At 36.5% G+C, this 18,256-nt stretch carries 16 protein-coding genes; 2 read left to right on the top strand and 14 right to left on the bottom strand.

All coding sequences use genetic code 11. The annotated features are described in order from the left end of the window. Positions 1 to 106: 106 nt before the first annotated feature. The 12 genes from ACRHOC_RS14590 to asnB all read right to left on the bottom strand — a co-directional run bounded on the left by ACRHOC_RS14590 (position 107) and on the right by asnB (position 15,421). Positions 107 to 1,135: a hypothetical protein gene (locus ACRHOC_RS14590; protein WP_431159374.1), complete on the bottom strand. Its 1,029-nt coding sequence runs from the start codon at positions 1,133 to 1,135 to the stop codon at positions 107 to 109. A gap of 99 nt (positions 1,136 to 1,234) precedes the next feature. Beyond that, positions 1,235 to 1,912 (bottom strand): DUF6090 family protein, encoded by a 678-nt coding sequence (locus ACRHOC_RS14585; protein WP_431159373.1) that lies wholly within the window; start codon positions 1,910 to 1,912, stop codon positions 1,235 to 1,237. A 51-nt stretch (positions 1,913 to 1,963) separates the two neighbouring features. After that, on the bottom strand, positions 1,964 to 2,749 hold the full coding sequence (locus ACRHOC_RS14580; protein ID WP_431159372.1) for a DUF6090 family protein: 786 nt from the start codon (positions 2,747 to 2,749) through the stop codon (positions 1,964 to 1,966). After that, positions 2,742 to 3,782, bottom strand: coding sequence for a DUF6090 family protein (locus tag ACRHOC_RS14575; RefSeq protein ID WP_431159371.1), 1,041 nt, complete (start codon positions 3,780 to 3,782; stop codon positions 2,742 to 2,744). Before ACRHOC_RS14575 ends, ACRHOC_RS14580 begins: the two co-directional genes overlap by 8 nt. Next, positions 3,775 to 4,494, bottom strand: coding sequence for a DUF6090 family protein (locus ACRHOC_RS14570; protein ID WP_431159370.1), 720 nt, complete (start codon positions 4,492 to 4,494; stop codon positions 3,775 to 3,777). The genes ACRHOC_RS14575 and ACRHOC_RS14570 overlap by 8 nt, the downstream gene beginning before the upstream one ends. Before the next feature lie 47 nt (positions 4,495 to 4,541). Then, positions 4,542 to 5,291, bottom strand: a complete 750-nt coding sequence (locus ACRHOC_RS14565; protein WP_431159369.1) for a DUF6090 family protein — start codon at positions 5,289 to 5,291, stop codon at positions 4,542 to 4,544. Then, the gene (locus ACRHOC_RS14560; RefSeq protein WP_431159368.1) at positions 5,284 to 5,997 is read right to left on the bottom strand and encodes a DUF6090 family protein; all 714 of its coding nucleotides are present in this window, start codon (positions 5,995 to 5,997) and stop codon (positions 5,284 to 5,286) included. Before ACRHOC_RS14560 ends, ACRHOC_RS14565 begins: the two co-directional genes overlap by 8 nt. Further along, positions 5,994 to 6,185, bottom strand: coding sequence for a hypothetical protein (locus tag ACRHOC_RS14555; RefSeq protein ID WP_431159367.1), 192 nt, complete (start codon positions 6,183 to 6,185; stop codon positions 5,994 to 5,996). Before ACRHOC_RS14555 ends, ACRHOC_RS14560 begins: the two co-directional genes overlap by 4 nt. A gap of 198 nt (positions 6,186 to 6,383) precedes the next feature. Beyond that, positions 6,384 to 9,626 (bottom strand): S41 family peptidase, encoded by a 3,243-nt coding sequence (locus ACRHOC_RS14550; RefSeq protein ID WP_431159366.1) that lies wholly within the window; start codon positions 9,624 to 9,626, stop codon positions 6,384 to 6,386. Between the two features lie 25 nt (positions 9,627 to 9,651). Beyond that, on the bottom strand, positions 9,652 to 12,792 hold the full coding sequence (locus tag ACRHOC_RS14545; RefSeq protein WP_431159365.1) for a WD40/YVTN/BNR-like repeat-containing protein: 3,141 nt from the start codon (positions 12,790 to 12,792) through the stop codon (positions 9,652 to 9,654). A gap of 1 nt (position 12,793) precedes the next feature. After that, positions 12,794 to 13,546 carry a DUF6090 family protein gene (locus ACRHOC_RS14540; RefSeq protein WP_431159364.1) on the bottom strand — a complete coding sequence of 251 codons (753 nt, stop codon included), beginning with the start codon at positions 13,544 to 13,546 and terminating at the stop codon, positions 12,794 to 12,796. Positions 13,547 to 13,759: 213 nt separating this feature from the next. Continuing rightward, positions 13,760 to 15,421 carry an asparagine synthase B gene (asnB, locus tag ACRHOC_RS14535; protein WP_431159363.1) on the bottom strand — a complete coding sequence of 554 codons (1,662 nt, stop codon included), beginning with the start codon at positions 15,419 to 15,421 and terminating at the stop codon, positions 13,760 to 13,762. A gap of 234 nt (positions 15,422 to 15,655) precedes the next feature. Here asnB and ACRHOC_RS14530 point away from each other — a divergent pair, with 234 nt between their 5' ends. Then, positions 15,656 to 16,249, top strand: a complete 594-nt coding sequence (locus ACRHOC_RS14530) for a DUF2911 domain-containing protein (RefSeq protein ID WP_431159362.1) — start codon at positions 15,656 to 15,658, stop codon at positions 16,247 to 16,249. A gap of 39 nt (positions 16,250 to 16,288) precedes the next feature. Here ACRHOC_RS14530 and ACRHOC_RS14525 read toward each other — a convergent pair whose 3' ends face one another. Further along, positions 16,289 to 16,921 (bottom strand): 7-carboxy-7-deazaguanine synthase QueE, encoded by a 633-nt coding sequence (locus tag ACRHOC_RS14525; RefSeq protein WP_431159361.1) that lies wholly within the window; start codon positions 16,919 to 16,921, stop codon positions 16,289 to 16,291. A gap of 91 nt (positions 16,922 to 17,012) precedes the next feature. Here ACRHOC_RS14525 and ACRHOC_RS14520 point away from each other — a divergent pair, with 91 nt between their 5' ends. Then, positions 17,013 to 17,753: a hypothetical protein gene (locus ACRHOC_RS14520; RefSeq protein WP_431159360.1), complete on the top strand. Its 741-nt coding sequence runs from the start codon at positions 17,013 to 17,015 to the stop codon at positions 17,751 to 17,753. Here ACRHOC_RS14520 and ACRHOC_RS14515 read toward each other — a convergent pair whose 3' ends face one another. Next, the gene (locus ACRHOC_RS14515) at positions 17,754 to 18,200 is read right to left on the bottom strand and encodes a RidA family protein (protein ID WP_431159359.1); all 447 of its coding nucleotides are present in this window, start codon (positions 18,198 to 18,200) and stop codon (positions 17,754 to 17,756) included. Between the last annotated feature and the right edge of the window lie 56 nt (positions 18,201 to 18,256).

The following is an 18,256-nucleotide window of genomic DNA, read 5'->3' as shown; positions in this document are numbered from 1 at the left end:
TTTTTGTTGGTCCAACCAAACAATTTCGAATAATATAGCGCAAGCACTATAACGAGAAATACGACAAAACTTAATGAATTAAAAAGCATAATAAATGATTGGTTAGTTAGTTAGTAGTTATGGCTTTATCTTTCTTTAAAATGCCTATAAATTCTCGTGTAAAAAACTGCGCATCCTCAGTCGCTAAATGCGACCATTCTGGTAAGAACAAATCACGAAACTGCGGATAATCATCGTAGTGATAGGCCTTAGCACCTACCTGCTCGACTAAAGGATCCCAATACTCATTTCGCGGAAATCCTTTGGCCTCTACTTCTTTAAAAAACCCTGAGGAAGGACATCTCAATAGAATGAGATTACCACCTCTAGCTTTAAATTTTTCTGCCAATTCTACAAAAGCGGCTGTCGTAGCTTCTTTATCTGGTGGTGGCCGGTCACCAAGTACCATATCTTTCCATGCGGCTTTAATGGTATTGGCATATGCAGTATCGTTAGTTACGAAATCTGGCATCTTCATATGCCTTGTTAGTGTAATCTCTTCAAAATTATTGAAGGGCACATGAGGTGGGCCAGCACGTTCTCCAATATGGATTTGTTTTAACAGTGTTTTTAAATCTAAATCGGTATCCCAGTCTTCATCTCCATCCCTAATAAAGGCCAAATTGGTTTGCAAGGGAATGGACAGCTTATGATTAATACGTTGTGCGTAAGTTCTATTCTCATAATAGTCGACCTTAGACTGTGGTCTTCTAATAGGAAAAGCCTCAGGATAGACTGTTGAGAACATAATTGGTGGTGTTATCCCAACCATTAAGGTTCCTTTAAAATCGGTATTCTCAACAATATCTTTAAATACTGGTAATGGTGACGACCCTTGTACGGCCAACATGATTGGTTCTTTGTTTGTGAGCTCTTCCCAAATGTCTAATTGAATATCATAAAGTATACGCGACGAGCCAATAAAGACTGTCATGTTAGAGTTATCGTCATCTAAACGTTCGCGTTGATTGGCCCAGAGGTCTTTGTTATCATCGAGATTTGGAACTACGCCTTGAGAACGCCAATAGAGCTCCCAACAAGCCACTGCTCCAATACCTAAAACAATGGCAATGACAAAGGATTGCTTTAACTGCATAAAGATTGATTTTAGTTGGTTAGTAGTAAGTTAAAGCGAACCTGGGCTATGGATAAAAATAGTAAATTATTTAAAATCAACTATTTGAAACTGCAATTCTTATTGTAATTGTTCTTCTACTCTTTGCTGTAATGCCTTTAATTGCACCATCTGCTCCTCATAAACACGATTTAAAATATAGGATAGCCGCCTTCTATTAGAAACATGATTTAAAAACATTCTTGAATTTAACAGTTGTTCCTGCATCGTTTTACTTATTGGCTCATCGATATAATCCACTTGAAACAGGTCTAAATTATCATCGACATAGCCCTGATATTCACGACTGGATTCTTTATTTAACGCTTCCCATTCTTTTAAACCAGAGAGGTCGTCTTCCCAAGTGGCTAAAGCCAAACGTAAACTATCGTTGGTCACTACATTTAAATCTCCAGAAGCGATTAAGCTCTTAACCGTACCACCTTTGGCTTGGTAAATGGTAAAACCAGAACTCCCAAAGATCCAACTTGTAAAATTGCGATCACTAAAGTCTAAAACTTCATCATTCTTAACTTTTAAAAGGGTATCTGCCATATTCACTACACGATTTGTTTTGTCAATAACCCTTTGTAACTCATCAGCATTTTTCACCAAATCGTTCTGAAAACTGGTTAAATACAATTGTTCTTTGGCTTTTGATTTTCGGTTTTCGTTCCAACTGTTCACTTGAAAGGCGATTAAGATCCCAACCACAACCAATAGTATCTCGCCTATGGCATATTTTAAATATTTACTCATATTGTTCTGCTGAATTAACTGTTGCCGTATTTTTCGGAAGAAATTAATCATCTAATTACTATGGTTAAATCGTTCTTTTAGTTCTTTTTTTATGGTTTCTTGAACCTTTTCAGATCTAGAAATAATACTTTTTAGATTCCACCACAAATCACTTTTATAATGTGCATTTTGTATTAAATACTCTTCATAAAAGGGTTCAGTTAAGTATTTCTCAAGATCATATTTTCTTCGTGGCGCATAGCCTTTTTCAATTCCATCCTCAACTACAAATTCCAAATATTCTTCGAAAAAACCATCTTCTCTAAGCCTATCTATCATTTTGTTAATTTTCGGCTCGTACTTTTGTTCTGTATTCTGAATGAATGATTTAGCACGCGGCAAATACACTTCGAAATAATCTGAAAGCTCATAGCGTAAGGAGTCAGTGGTTATATTATCGAGACCACTAGATTTTAAGGCCTCGTATGGTCCATCATTGTAGGTGAACAAGATACTAGAACCAGCCCAAAAAATGTCGTTTCTTAACCGCTCTTCACTAAACTTTCGTTTACCTGCTCTCGCATATAGGAGGTTGTCGATGGCTGAATCTTTTTTCCGAATACGATCCTCAAAGTGATTAAAAATATCAATATCACTTTTCAATGTCGTGTATATTTCACTTAGCATATTTTCTTCGAAAATATTCGCTTTGCGAGTCTCATTCCAATTATTTATTTGAAGCGCCAATAAAATCCCTATTACCACTAACAGTATCTCACCAATAGCATATTTAAAATATTTGCCCATTTGATTATTATCTAAAAATGATTTTCTAAAATGTCTAAAGAACTTAATCATTTGTTTTCCTTTTATAGGTTAACTGCCCAGAAGTTCTCTGCACCTGCAATTCTATGTCACCAGCTTTGTTTTTTACAAATGAGATAAAACCTGGTTGTCCAATAAAGGTTAAGCCATGATTCCAATAAATTTCGTTCTTTAAATTATCTCCACCCTTAAGAAATAGTGTTTGCTCTTCTTCTGAAATCTGTAATTCCGAGTGTGAAAAATTAAGACCATTATCTAAATCTTCTACAAGGGTATAAGTACCAACCAATTGCTTTCTTATCGATTCGTTATCAAAGTTGGTAGAGGCAATAGATGGCATTTCTAAATCTGTTTGTGTTAAGCTATCTATCAGCTTAATGGCCGTTATAGACTTTTGTTTAAAACTAAAACCTTCGTAGGCTGTGGAATTTAAATTTTGCAAATACAAGCTGATACGATTTTTTGCCAAAGAATCTGTTAGGAAATACATGTCCGCTTCAACTGAAGGAATATTTCGGCTCCAATCTGAAAACCATGGCTTTGTCTCGGATAGTGTATTTAAATGCTCCTCTATCGCCTGGTCCATTAACTTATTGTATATGTCTAAATTACTTTTGGTATTAATGTAAATATCATTGAGAGCAGTTACCAAATCCTTATAGCTCGTAGGCAATTTGTCTATATTAACTTTAAGTTGCTCATAGCCACTGGTATTTAAATCGAGTACCAGACTGGTAAATGGTAAAAAAGAGCCTCCAATTTCCGAAAAGGTCCTTTGGTCTATGGTCTTATTGAAAATGTGATGTGCAATAGAATCTTTCCTTTTTAGAGTATAGAGGTTATTATTAACAACTAATAAATCATCTGTAAGATCTTCTTTAATCTTTAAGAGTATGGTTTGCAATTTAGCTTCATCTTTCCGCTTCTCATTCCAATTATTAATCTGCAGTGCAATTAAAATACCTATAACAACAAGGATAATTTCTCCAACAGCATATTTAAAGTATTTGCCCATCTGATTTTGTGCCAAAAGTTTGCGTCGAATATGTCTAAAGAATTTAATCATTGATATTCCCTTCTATCATTTCTAAAGTACCCTGTAAATAAGCCTCTATATTCTCATAAGCTTGCAGAACAAAAACTAAATTAAGTGTGTGATTATAGAGTTGATTTTCAAATTCGAGAGTTCTTAAGGTAGTATCATAATCCACAGAAAAATTAGACTTGGTAATCTGCGAAAGATTCCCAACACCATTTAATCGTCTAGGTACAGCCATGTTTCTAAGGACCGATTTATTTGTTAATGAGGGAATTAAAAACTCAAATAAATAATCATAATAAATCTCAATATCATCTTCTGTGTCGTCTACCATAAAAGACCATTTAGATATTTGCTTTCTTAATTCACCGTCTTTTATGATATTCAAAGAACCAGAACTTTTAATTTCGTCTATTGATGCCGCATTTAAATCTAGTGAATAGAATCCATTAAGGATAGAGTTGAGTAATACTTCAATTTCTGAAGGATTAATATTAGAATCACCTTTAATGATCTCTAATAACTTTATTGATGATTTATAAGACTCGGTGCTACTCTTATAAATTCTATTGTACTCTGCTATATTTTCATTAAAGTCTGAGCGTAAATTCATTAAGATGGTTTGCTCTTTTTGTCTTTCGAGCCTTTGGTTATTCCAATTATTCACCTGCAATGCGATAAGAATACCAATAACCACCAACAGTATTTCACCCAATGCATATTTAAAGTATTTTCCCATTTGATTTTGGTTAATAAGTGAGCGACGAATATGACGAAAGAATTTGATCATAATGCATTAAGCTCTGCTTTAACTTCTTTATTCATTTTTTCAATTTTAGGAATTTGAACATCTAATTGTCGTATGGTATAATTTGCCCTACCATTAATCTCATTCACCAATGTTAAAAATTCGACATCCTGAAATAAATTTTCTGGAAATTTTTGATAGACTTTTATATTTCCATCGACTTCCTCTGTAAATGGTTCTCCTAAAAATGACCTTAGTTTCTGTACTTGACCTTCATATCGACTTTCTGAATATTGGACCATTTCCGCATTAAAGGGAAATGTGAAGTCGTAAAATTTAATCAACTTATTTCTTAAGTCCTTATTTGAGATTTTTTCTAAACCAGATGATTTTAAGGCTTCGTATGGTCCAGAATTGTATTGGTACAGAATACCAGATCGTAAATTATACCATCTTGATCCGCCATTGCGGTATAAGGTGTCCTGAAAGATTTGAGTTTTGTTATGAATGTGTTGCAACATTACATTAGAGGCAGAATCTAATTTTTGTAATCTTGATTTCATGCGTTGGTAGTGATTTAAATCTCTATCTAAAGCACTACTTATCTCAGAGAGAATGTTTACTTCATAAGCTCTCTTCTTATTATTTTCATTCCAGGTATTGACTTGCAATGCCAAAAGAATACCAACCATTACAAGTAATATTTCTCCAATGGCATATTTAAAGTATTTACCCATTTTGTTTTGCTCTATTAAGGCTTTACGAATATGTCTGAAGAATTTAATCATAGTGTGCCGTATGTCTTAAAATTTCATTTATGTATTCCTCAACATGTTCACCTTTAACTGCATCTAAAATGTTTCGGGTATGGCGAAGGTTATCTAACCAAATATTTTGAAATTCAACAGTTTTTACAATGTTGAGCATGTCCTCATTATAAGGGTTTAAATAATCGAAATGCGTTCTAAAAAAAGGAAAAAAATGATCTGTCTGAAAATTTAGTGCAAATTGTTCTTCCTCACTATAGTCGGTGTATACATCCTTCCATGCTACAAGTAGCCCTCTTAAAGAATCGTTTGTAATCAGCTCAAATGATGACGAATTTATAATGGCCTCCACTGTTCCGTTAGCAGGATTAAATGTCCTGATAGCTGCAATATCATCACCATATTGCATCATAGTAGCTATGAGGTTAGAATCTCTAGATTTAGTCATTAAAGCAACTAGATTACTTAGCTTTTCGGTTTTTTGAGTATTAAATGCAATAATACTATCCAATTGTAATTTACTATTGGTAAAATCTTTATGAATTTGGTTAAGTAACACTGCTTCTCTAGCTCTGTCTTTGCGTTCAGCATTCCAATTATTAATCTGTAAAGCGATGAGTATGCCTATAACTAAAAGAACAATTTCACCAATTGCATATTTGGTGTATTTACCTAATTCATTTTGCCTCAGTAGTGATTTACGTATATGTCTAAAGAACTTAATCATCCAAGTTGCCCATCACCATCAATATCCTTGCTCAAGTGCATTTCTAATGCCTCTAACGTTTTTCTAAGCAAGGCTTTAGTTGTTGATAATTCGGTTTCTAGTTGCGCAACACGCTCCTCCAAGCTGTCTGCTTGTTCTTGTTGTTTGTTGAGCTCATTTTGTTGTATGAGGTCCCAGAATATGCCCATATGTTCGGTTTTTAGCGATTTAATAAATCACCAAAACACAAGTGAATAATGTCATAGATATACAGCCCTGCTATATCTCTATAAGGGTAGGTTTGGTTAGTGTTATATATTGGTTGAGTTTAATAACTATTTGTTACACAGGCTCAACCATATTTTTACCACACCTAACGCATCAATCATTAGGTGTGGTTATTTATTTTAATTTCCTGTTGCCGGTTTATTAAACGGTGGCACCTTTATTTCGCGCTTAGTGCCTAGCAACTTCATTAATTCTTGCACGCCGCGTTCTAACTGTGGATCATTACCACTATTTAGTGATTTTGCATCTTGTCGTACTTCGATGTCTGGTGGCACACCAATATTCTCTGCAATAAACTTATTGTTTATAGGATCGAATACGGCATTATCAGGTGAGGTTAAACGGCCACCATCGATCATTAAATAATGAGTCGATGATTTTACGAGTCCTCCCCAAGTGCGCATCCCAATTAATTTACCAGCCTTTTGTTGTCTAAATACCCAAGGGAAGAAGTCACCTCCAGAACCGGCTAATTCATTAATCAATAATACTTTTGGTCCCATTATACCAGCTGGTAGCTTCATCGGTTTACCATTTGGCACTTCATTGGTTAATGCCGCTCTCACATCTCTGGTCATTAAATCCACCATATAATCATCAAGCAATCCACCTCCATTAAAGCGCTCATCAATCACAGCACCTTCTTTATCTTGCTGTGCAAAGAAATAACGGTTAAAGGATACGAAGCCTGGTCCACCTGTATTAGGTACCCAGATATAACCAAGACGGCCGTTAGAGAGTTCATCAACACGTCTTCTATTGTCTTCTACCCAAGTACGCTGACGTAATGAGTTTTCACTTCTTATGGGTTCTACAACCTCTGTCCAATGGCCTTTAAATTCTGATGTTGAGTTTAAATGCAATATGGTCTGCTTGCCTGAAGTACCATCGAGAAATTCAAATATATTATCATCGGCCTTTAACTCTCTATTATTAATACCAACTATATAATAACCTTCTTTAATGTTTAAACCAGGTGCATCTAAAGGTCCTTCTAAACCAGGATTCCAGTTTTCGGTGGTATAAATGCGTTTAATGCGATAACGTCCATTTTCTATATTGAAATCGGCACCTAGTAAACCCACCTGATTGCGTTCTACTTCTGGGTAGTCGCCTCCGCCAACAAAGCTATGACCAACTGAAAGCTCGCCATTCATCTGATCAAAAATATAAGTGAGATCTGCTCTGTGTTTAACGTGTGACACTAATGGTGCATAGCGCTTGTAGACCTTATTCCAATTTCGTCCGTGAATATTTGGATCATAGAAATAATCGCGCTCATAACGCCAAGCTTCTTCAAACATTTGCTCCCATTCTTCTGCTCTATTGAGCTTCATTTGAAGATTAGGCTTAATGGACTTGGCACCTTTAGCATTGCCACCACCTGTTTTAACAAGTTTCCAACTCCCATTGAGTCTTACCAACATATGCTTACCGTTAGCTGTTATAAATGTGCCACTAGCACCACTAGTAAACTCATTAGATTCTTGTTTCTTTAAATCGAATTTATGAAGGGTTAGGCCTCTACTATTTGGTACATACTCCGCTAAGAAAGCCGTATTCTCAGGACCCGCTAATATATAAGCGTAGCTTCGCACAGGTACAGGAAGTGCTAATGTTCGTCTTCCAATATTTGTAAAATTAATTTTTAGACCAGCGTCTTCTTTCTTTTTATCAGCATCTTCCTTTTTATCCTTTTTATCATCAGATGCTTCTTCATCTTTCACCTCTTCCTCATCACTTTTTGGTTTAAAAGGTGAATCGTCATTTGCATCTAAATTAACCACATAAGCTGCATAGGTTTCATCTGAAGTCATGGCGCTCGTATTAGCCCAACCAGAACCTAAAGCGATATTGGTACTTGCCAAGAAATACAATTGTTTCTTATTTAAATCCCATGCCGGAGAGAATGAATCTGCAAACGGATCGGTAATAGATGTAGAATTACCAGAATCGACAGACCAGAGATAAATTTGACGTAGCATATTATCGCCTGTTTTGGCATAGGCAATCCACTTTGAATCTGGTGACCACTTCATCTCAATAGAACCACGTTCTAAATTGGTACCACCAACATCGATCGTTTTTATCTTCTTAGACTTAAGATCAACGACACGCAGACGTACATCATCATCTACAAAAGCAATATGTGCGCCATCTGGAGACCAGCTTGGATCCCATCCTAAATTAGATTCTCCAAGGCTAATTTTATCTAGAATGTCGCTTCCATCTTGGTTGCTGATAAACAACTGATAGTTCTTTCTGTTTTCATCTGAAAACCAAGCAATCTTATCACCCTTTGGTGACCAAATAGGTCTGCGATCAGCCACTCCCGAAGTACTTGTGATATTTCGAGAATCACCAAACTCAATTGGTACAGTAAAAATGTCTCCTCTAGCCTCTAAAATAACACGCTTACCATTTGGTGACAAGGATGCAGATTGGGCATAATTATTTACATTTTCCCATTTGGTTTCCGCCCAAGGAAAATCACCAATAACCTCTATATTAAGCTGTGTTGTCTTACCTGAAGCAATGTCCATAGTATGGATGTAACCATCGCGTTCGTAAACAATGGTATTATCGTACCCAGAAATATTTTTAATATCAGAACCTTTAAAACTAGTAACCTGATCGAGTTGCGAAGACTGAGGGTCGTAAGACCATATATTCGCCACCAAATCTCTGTCTGACAAGAAATAAATCTTGTCATTTAGCCACAATGGTTTTATATCTGTACTACGCTCAGCATTAGGCAATAAGGTTTCATTTTGGGTTTCTACATCCATTAAAATTAGTGGTGTATTCTGGCCTCCACGATAGGCACGCCATTCTACATCCCAACGGTCCATCTTATCAATAATCATTTGTTTGCCATCGGGCGAAAAGTCACCATCATAACCCCATTGAGAGGAGATTAATTCTGGCAAACCTCCATCTATAGACAGTGTATACAAGCGTTGATAAGCTCTTGGAGCCGTATCTCTACCACTAGCAATTAGTAGTGATTTACCATCTGGTGTCCAACCTCTCACTGTGGATCCCGACGGATGCCAAGTCAATTGTTTTGGTGTTCCACCTTCTATGGATACGATATAGGCATTTGGTCTACCAGAGCGGTTAGATGAAAAAGCAATCCATTTTCCATCAGGAGAAAAGTAGGGTTGGTATTCAATTGCTGGTGTACTTGTAATACGTTTAGCTAATCCGCCTGATTTATCAGCAATCCAGACATCGCTTCCATAGGTGAATGTGATGTGTGTATTACTGATGTCTGGATCTCGCAGTAATCGTGTTCCTTGAGCCGCAACGAGCGACGTCATAAAAACACAGGTTAGAAAATAGATGAGTTTTTCTTTCATAATGAATTGTTTATTTGATTAATGATTAATTTTTATCTAATATAATAGCTGGAAGATTCAATGCTTCATAAGCTTTATTATAGGCATCCATCTCCTTATTTATGATGGCGCTTTGCTCATCTTTATAGACCTTCCAGTCCCCAAGTAAATCCTTCAATCGATCTTTAGCACCTTGGGTAACCTTTGGATCTGCTTGATTGATATAACCTGAAAGATTGAGAAGTTGAGAATTGAGTTGGTTGTTAAAGTTAATAACGTCTTGAAAGGTCTCTTGCTTAGGTTGAATTAAATTCTCTTCCCAAGTGGTAATGCGATCAGACAATTCTTTGCCTTTTTCTAGTAACTCTTCTGTACCTTCATGACCTTTAAGTAATTTTTCATGCGTTTGAATTTGTGCTTTGGCAGATCGCATAGAATTTACGGCCTTGTGCATATCTTCTACTGTTTCCTTAATTGTAACTAACATCGTTTGTTGTTCTTCAAAATCTTGAGCTGTGGCCTCTATAGCATGGTAAGGTGTAACATTAACAGATGTTTCTGCCATGTCATCACCAAGCTTTAACCGCAGTTGATAGGTTCCCGGAGCAATTATAGTACCGCCTAGATATCCAAAAATAAATACATCATCTACAGGTGGTATACTATTGCGATCTAAGCCCCAAGCTATTCGATTATAGCCTTGTTTTCCAGGTAGTATTAAAGGTCGTGATGGACCACCAGGCCAAGTTCTAAATCCTTCTGGCGCTTTACTGCTGTAGTTTCTAACTACTTTATTGTCCTTTAAAACCTCTAATGTTAATTCGAGAGAATCCACATCTTTTGGTAAATAATAATCTATAATTACACCAGACAATGGGTTTTGCCCTTGTCCGATCGCATTAGAGTTACCACCTAGGTAACGTGGCGTATCCTTTGGCTGATACAATTTTAACCCTTGATTATCTGTACTTTGTTGTAAAACGGCCAAATCGTCTAATATCCAAAAGCCTCTTCCTCCTGTTGCAGCAACAAGATCATTATCTTGAATAATTAAATCGTTAACAGGTGTTACTGGTAAGTTCAATTGAAGAGGTTGCCAATAGTCTCCATCATTAAAAGACACATAGAGCCCTACCTCTGTACCTGCATAAAGCAAGCCCTTTTTCTTTTTGTCTGCTCTAACCACTCTTGCAAATCCATTAGGATCATTTAAACCAGATACAATTTTGGTCCATGAATTACCATAATCTGAGGATCTGAAAATATGAGGCGTCAGATCCATACTCTTATAGCGCATAACCGTGATATATACTTGTGCTGGATTATGCTCTGAAATATCAATACTATTTACAATACCATCGGGAACACCCTTTGGTGTAATATTAGTCCAACTTTTGCCACCATCTTTGGTTAACTGAAGTGTACCATCATCGGTACCTGCATAAATGACACCTTCCTCGTGTTGTGACTCCACAAGGCTTGTTATGGTATTATAATTCTCGCCACCTGCAGCTTCGTTTGTAAATGGACCACCACCTGGACCGTGTTTATCTGTTTCATTCTTTGTAAGATCGGGACTTACAGTTTCCCAAGACAAACCACCATCGGTTGTTTTAAACACAACATTTCCGGCATGGTAAATTGTTGATCTATCATGAGGTGATGCTATTATTGGAGCATTCCAGTTGTATCGATACTTGGAGTCTTTTGGAGCAATACTTAAACCTAATTCTGGATACTGCTTTATTGATTTTTGTTCTTGAGACGCCATTGTCCATTTACTAATATTCCCTTGATAGGTACCACCGTAAACAGTTTCTGGATTATCAGGATCAAAAGCTATATAGGCACTCTCTCCTCCGGCTGTTGGATACCAATCTTTCCAGCCTATACCGCCATCATTTGTGCGACTTGCAATGGCAACTGTAGAATTATCTTGTTGACCACCATAGACATAATATGGAAAACGATTGTCTGTAATTACTCTGTAAAATTGAACCGTCGGTTGATTTTTTTGAGTACTCCAAGATTTTCCAGAATTAAATGAAATATTAGCACCACCATCATTAGAGTTGATCATATTGGTGTTATCATTTGGATTAATCCAAAGGTGATGATTGTCACCATGCGGTACAGGAATATTAGAAAAACTCTTACCACCATCAATGGATTTCATTACTGGAGCATTCAATACATATACGATATTCTCATCTTGTGGATCGGCAAATATTTCCATGTAGTACCACGAACGTGTAATATTAATGCGATCCTTATTTACTTGAGTCCACTTTTCGCCAGCGTCTTGTGTTTTATATACACCACCTTTGGCACCTTCTGCTTCTATGACCGCGTAGACCACTTCAGAATTTGCGCGCGACACGGAAATACCAGCTTTACCCATTTCTTCAGGCAAGCCATTTTCCATGGGCTCCCAAGATTGCCCACCATCTGTTGACTTAAACAAGCCTGAACTCTCACCACCTGATTCCATATACCAAGGATAACGACGATGTTGCCACATGGCTGCATATAATATTCTTGGATTATTCATATCCATACTTAAGGAAGAACACCCTGTTGTATCATTAATGTAAAAAACCTTGTTCCAATTTTTACCGCCATCTGTCGTCATATAAATACCACGATCTGTTGATGCACCATACTGTGCACCTTGAGCAGAAACATATATAATATCTGGATTTGTAGGATGAATAATAATATCTGAAATATGTCTTGTATTCTCTAATCCCAAATGTTCCCAAGTCTTACCAGCATCCATAGACTTATATACACCATCTCCCATAGACGTCATTACACCTCGTGCCGCATGCTCTCCCATACCTACTACAACAACATTAGCATCTGACTCTGAGACCGCTATGGCACCAACAGTACCTGTTTTAAAAAAACCATCAGAAATATTATGCCAGCTCAGACCTGCATCTTGTGTTTTCCAAACACCACCTCCAGTAGAACCCATATAATAGGTTTGGGGATCATTAATTACACCACTTGATGCTACGGACCTACCGCCTCTAAAAGGTCCAATGTTTCTCCACTTAGGTCCATGCATTAAAGAATCTGAAATCTGAAACGCAGGTTGAGTATTTTTCTTTTTCCTTTTTTGGGCATTCCCTGAAAATGGAATTAATAGCAATCCTAGGATAATAAATTTGAGTAATTTCATATTAGTTGATGTTATTTTCGGTTTCTGTGAGTCTTATGATATCATCGATCATGGATGTAATACCTTCTTGTTCTACTACTTCTATTAAATATTCTAAGCCCAAGCGTCGTTCTTCCCTAAAATTGTATTCTCTGGGGCCAAACCAAATTTTCATATTGTTATCTGAAAAGGTATTCTCGTAATCGTAGCTATCTCTATTAAATGGAAAATATTCCTTAAATAAGATATCCTGAGTACCTTGTTCCTCCTCTAAATAATCAGCAAGGACATCGTCCCAAGAAATTAACAAGCGCCTTAAACTGTCATTTTGAATTAAATCAAAAGAGGATGAATTAATAAGTGCTCTTATAGTGCCACTTTTTGGGTTAAAAGATTTGTTGGTGTAGCAACAACCTTGGTAATACAATAAACTGTCCTTTATTGGATTCTCATCAAAATTGGTAAAGTTTCTCGGATCTTTCTTGAGAATAGCCACATGCGCTTGTAATTTTTCACAACATTTCATGGCCTTACCATTTAGCTCAATAATGGAATCTATTTGAATTTTATTGGATTTAAAATCAAGATTTATCTCATGGAGATAGGATTGTTCTTTCTTGCGCTCCACTGCATCTTCTCGCATACCATTTAATTGAAGGGCAATTAAGATCCCAATGACTACAAGGATTATTTCACCAGTAGCGTACAAGACATACTTACTAATCCGATTTTCATCAATTAGCTTTTGACGAATTCGCCTAAAAAATTTAATCATTGCTTACAATTGGACCTAAGCAGGTAATTTGAGTAGATTTTGGTTGGTTAATGCTAATATGTTCATAAAGTTAGTAAAATGTTACAATACAACCACTTAACATTGTATATGAAAAAAGGTGGACCTGTTGGGTCCACCTTTCCACTGAAATACATATTTTTTTTGTAAGTCTAGTGTGTTGTTAGGGCTACATCCTAATAACTCAAAAGTTGATCAATATGCATCTTCGTGTACTTTTGCCACGGCTCTACCAGATGGATCGTTCATGTTTTTAAACGCTTCATCCCACTCAAGTGCAATTTTAGTACTACATGCCACACTTGGTTCTTGTGGCACACTTAGAGCGGCAGTATCACTAGGGAAATGACCTTCAAAAATTGTTCTATAGTAGTACTCTTCTTTATTCTGTGGTGTTTGAATTGGAAAACGGAAATGTGCATTGGCTAACTGCTCATCGCTTACCTCAGCCTCTACAACTTCCTTGAGCGTATCAATCCAACTATAACCTACACCATCACTAAATTGTTCCTTTTGGCGCCATGCTACACTTTCTGGTAACATATCTTCAAACGCTTTGCGTACCACCCATTTTTCCATACGCTCTCCATTTATCATTTTATCCTGTGGGTTGATGCGCATCGCGACATCCATAAACTCTTTATCTAAAAACGGTACACGTCCTTCGATTCCCCAAGCTGCTAGACTTTTGTTAGCACGTAGACAATCGTACATGTGCAACTTGCTTAATTTTCTAACAGTTTCCTCATGAAACTCCTGCGCATTTGGCGCCTTGTGAAAATATAAATAGCCTCCAAATATCTCATCAGCACCTTCGCCTGAAAGGACCATTTTAATTCCCATAGACTTAATAACTCTTGCCATTAAATACATTGGTGTACTCGCACGAACTGTTGTAATATCGTAAGTTTCTAATTGGTAAATAACATCCTTAATAGCGTCTAAGCCCTCTTGAATTGTAAATTCAATTTCATGATGTACAGTACCAATATGATCGGCTACCTTTTGAGCGGCAGCAAGGTCTGGAGAACCCTTTAAACCAACTGAAAAACTATGTAACTGTGGCCACCAAGCTTGCTCTTTATCATCAGCTTCTACACGTCTCTGCGAATATTTTTTTGCAATCGCAGAGGTTACTGAAGAATCTAGTCCACCAGATAATAATACACCGTAAGGCACATCACTCATAAGTTGTCTGTGTACCGCATCTTCAAGCGCTTGTCTTACTTCTGCAATGCTTGTTTCATTTTCTTTTACAGCGTCATAATCTTCCCAATCGCGCTTATACCACTGAACCAATTCACCGTCTTTACTGCTTAAATAGTGTCCAGGAGGAAATAATTCGATCTTAGTACAGACACCTTCTAGGGCTTTTAATTCTGATGCAACATAGAAAGTACCATGCTTATCCCATCCCATATATAAAGGAATGATTCCCATATGGTCACGAGCAATAAAGTATTCATCCTTTTCAGAATCGTAAATAGCAAATCCAAAAATGCCATTCAAATCATCTACAAAATCAACACCTTGACTTTTGTAAAGGGCAAGAATCACTTCGCAGTCACTTTCGGTTTGAAACGTGTAACCTGGAAATTGACTACGCAATTCTCTATGGTTATATATCTCACCATTGGCCGCAAGAATTAATTTCTTATCCTCGCTATATAATGGTTGTTTACCCGAAGCTGGATCTACAATTGCAAGACGCTCATGAGCTAAAATTGCTTTTTCATCACTATATATACCACTCCAATCCGGACCACGATGACGTATCGTTTTGGCCATTTCTAAAACCTGGGGTCTTAATGTTTCTGATTTCTGCTTTATATCAAATGCACATACTATTCCGCACATAACTTTTTATTTTATTATTAATTATGAGACAAATATGACCATATAGTTTCAATTATTAAATATAAATAACTTTATTAGTTACATATAATAACTTTATGTATGATATTTTATACAATATGAAACCATATTCAAGAAATTTAGACCGTAGAAGTATAAAATTGTAAATTTTAATATTTCCTTATCAGTCTTTGGTATTCATAAGGATTAATTTTAGAACCTAATTAAAAAAGATAAATGATGAAATCAACAAAACTAATTTCAACCATCGCTTTTGCATTTATGGTATTATTTGCATTCAATGCTGAAGCACAAGATTTTAAACCACTTGACAAAAGTCCTATGGATAGAGCTTACTATCCAGCACAAGCACCTGTAAGGGCTTTTGCAAAAACTGATGAAGAGAAAAAAGCTTTAGAGCCACAAATAAGAGTTACCTACTCTAGACCTGCAAAAAAGGGTCGTGTTATTTTTGGTGATTTATTAAAGTATGGAGAGGCATGGCGTATTGGTGCGAATGAATCTACAGAAATATTATTTGTAAATGATGTAACATTTGGTGGTAAAACCATTTCTGCAGGACGCTATTCTGCCGTAATTATACCAACAGAAAATGAGTGGACTTTAAAATTAAATAATGGTCTTGATGGCTGGGGAAATTTTGGTTATGACGATAGCAAAGATGTTGTTTCAGTAACTGCACCTGTTTCTAAAAGTGAAGAAGTTATCGAAAATCTATCGATTGCACTTTACCTAGCTTCTGAAAATACAGTACATCTTAAAATTGGGTGGGACAATTCAGTAGCAGAATTTCCTATTACCATTAAGTAATAATGAATTAAAAAAAGCCTTGAGAAATCAAGGCTTTTTTTATGGAATATTTAAATATTTATGTGTTTGCAAGGAAACCTTCCATTTTGGATTGGCCATAACATAATCAACAATCTTTGGCATCATTTTTTCGCGCTTGCTCCATTCGGGCTGTAAATACAAAATACAATCCTTGTTTACTTTAGATGCTTGTTCTTCTGCAAATCTAAAATCATCCTTATTATAAACAATGCATTTCAGTTCATGTGCTTCAGCATATATTTCTTCGGTGGGTAACTTCATTTTTTTGGGTGAAAGACAAATCCAGTCCCACTCGCCAGTTAACTTGTATGCGCCTGAAGTTTCAATATGGGTTTGTAACCCTTTTTCCTTAAGCTGTTCTGTTAAAGGACCCATATCCCATGTTAAAGGTTCTCCACCAGTTACCACAATTGTATTGCTATACTTGGCGGCATTATCTACGATCTTTGAAGTTTCTGTTGGTGGATGTAATTCTGCTAACCAGCTTTCTTTGACATCACACCAATGACATCCCACATCACAACCTCCAATCCTCACAAAATAGGCTGCTGTACCCTTGTGATACCCTTCGCCTTGGATTGTATAAAATTCCTCCATTAAGGGTAATAAAAGTCCCTTATCTATTAGTTCTTGTTGCTCGCGTCTTGTCATAGTGGGCAAAGATAACCAATACTTAACAATAACGATTTGGTAGTTCGTCGGATAAATATTACTTTTGCCGCATATTTAGTCCCCCAGTAAAATGAAAAAGAACATCTCAATTGTGATGTTAATTGCCGTTACCTTGACGGCAGTTGGCGCACAAGTTGGGGTTGGTACTACCAATCCTGATCCCTCGTCAATATTGCACATCGAATCCACTGATGCTGGTGTATTAATTCCTAAATTAACTACAGCGCAACGTGATGCCATTACGCTTCCTGCCAATGGATTGCTCATTTTTAATACAGATTCTGATGAGTTTCAGTTTAATTCCAATTCTCCAGCCACACCAATATGGGAAGCCTTTAGTCTTACGACTACATCCACTTCTTCGCCAGGTCAATCTGTAAAATATAGCAATACAGACACTACCACGGATGTTAACCAAACAGCTGGTCTCAACCTACCCGTTTTTGGCACTCTAGAATGGAATGATAATACTACTTTATATTCAGTAGATGCAGGAACAAATAGTGTCACTATAGCAGAAACTGGCAGATATAGGGTTATCGTAAATGCATCTGTAGCTTGTACGGCTAGCTCAAGACGCGCACCAGAAATGTACATAGAGGTGAATGGTGCACAAGTTGGTACTACTGCATCAACGGGATACATGAGAAGAGCCAATAATCATAATGAATCTTCCCTACATATAAATGAGGTTATTCAAGTAAATGCTGGAGATGTACTTAATATATTTATTGTAAGAGCCGCTCAGAATGGACTAGTCACCCTCAGAAATACTGGTACGACTAATATCTACATAGAGAAGATCTTGTAATCATTTAGAGGCAATAACGTCAATCTCAATACTTGCACCACCAGCTAGACCAGAAGCAGCAAACGTAGTCCTTGCCGGCTTATTGGTAAAATAAGTTGTATATACCGAATTAAAATCCTTAAAATCTTCGATGTTCTTGAGTATAACAGTACATTTTACGACTCTATCCAGGCTTGAATTATGATGCTCCAAAACATCCCTAATATTCTCAATAACTTGCTTTGTTTCCGATTTAATACCACCCGAAACCAATGCACCTGCTTTATGATCTTTACCTATTTGTCCGGTTAGAAATAATAAATTTTCTGTCTCTACCACATCACTAAATGGCACGTTTGCACGATTGGGTTCATGTGAATTATGGAACTGAATTTCCTTTGACGTAAAACTGCAAGAACAGACCAAAACAAAAATCAATATTCTAAGAAAAATAGGATGCGTTTTCATACTATATTAGGTTTTAAACTTGACTAAAATTACATTATTTTTATACAAAATAAATT

Source organism: Winogradskyella poriferorum, from assembly GCF_050618035.1.
GTDB lineage: Bacteria > Bacteroidota > Bacteroidia > Flavobacteriales > Flavobacteriaceae > Winogradskyella > Winogradskyella poriferorum_A.
The sequence above is the reverse complement of the archived record's forward strand: the minus strand, read 5'-3'. Positions and strand labels throughout refer to the sequence as shown.

Bases quoted from the DNA above. Each gene is read 5' to 3' on its own strand.
- ACRHOC_RS14590 (WP_431159374.1), bottom strand. From the start codon at position 1,135: ATGCAGTTAAAGCAATCCTTTGTCATTGCCATTGTTTTAGGTATTGGA.
- ACRHOC_RS14585 (WP_431159373.1), bottom strand. From the start codon at position 1,912: ATGAGTAAATATTTAAAATATGCCATAGGCGAGATACTATTGGTTGTG.
- ACRHOC_RS14580 (WP_431159372.1), bottom strand. From the start codon at position 2,749: ATGATTAAGTTCTTTAGACATTTTAGAAAATCATTTTTAGATAATAAT.
- ACRHOC_RS14575 (WP_431159371.1), bottom strand. From the start codon at position 3,782: ATGATTAAATTCTTTAGACATATTCGACGCAAACTTTTGGCACAAAAT.
- ACRHOC_RS14570 (WP_431159370.1), bottom strand. From the start codon at position 4,494: ATGGGAAAATACTTTAAATATGCATTGGGTGAAATACTGTTGGTGGTT.
- ACRHOC_RS14565 (WP_431159369.1), bottom strand. From the start codon at position 5,291: ATGATTAAATTCTTCAGACATATTCGTAAAGCCTTAATAGAGCAAAAC.
- ACRHOC_RS14560 (WP_431159368.1), bottom strand. From the start codon at position 5,997: ATGATTAAGTTCTTTAGACATATACGTAAATCACTACTGAGGCAAAAT.
- ACRHOC_RS14555 (WP_431159367.1), bottom strand. From the start codon at position 6,185: ATGGGCATATTCTGGGACCTCATACAACAAAATGAGCTCAACAAACAA.
- ACRHOC_RS14550 (WP_431159366.1), bottom strand. From the start codon at position 9,626: ATGAAAGAAAAACTCATCTATTTTCTAACCTGTGTTTTTATGACGTCG.
- ACRHOC_RS14545 (WP_431159365.1), bottom strand. From the start codon at position 12,792: ATGAAATTACTCAAATTTATTATCCTAGGATTGCTATTAATTCCATTT.
- ACRHOC_RS14540 (WP_431159364.1), bottom strand. From the start codon at position 13,546: ATGATTAAATTTTTTAGGCGAATTCGTCAAAAGCTAATTGATGAAAAT.
- asnB (WP_431159363.1), bottom strand. From the start codon at position 15,421: ATGTGCGGAATAGTATGTGCATTTGATATAAAGCAGAAATCAGAAACA.
- ACRHOC_RS14530 (WP_431159362.1), top strand. From the start codon at position 15,656: ATGATGAAATCAACAAAACTAATTTCAACCATCGCTTTTGCATTTATG.
- ACRHOC_RS14525 (WP_431159361.1), bottom strand. From the start codon at position 16,921: ATGACAAGACGCGAGCAACAAGAACTAATAGATAAGGGACTTTTATTA.
- ACRHOC_RS14520 (WP_431159360.1), top strand. From the start codon at position 17,013: ATGAAAAAGAACATCTCAATTGTGATGTTAATTGCCGTTACCTTGACG.
- ACRHOC_RS14515 (WP_431159359.1), bottom strand. From the start codon at position 18,200: ATGAAAACGCATCCTATTTTTCTTAGAATATTGATTTTTGTTTTGGTC.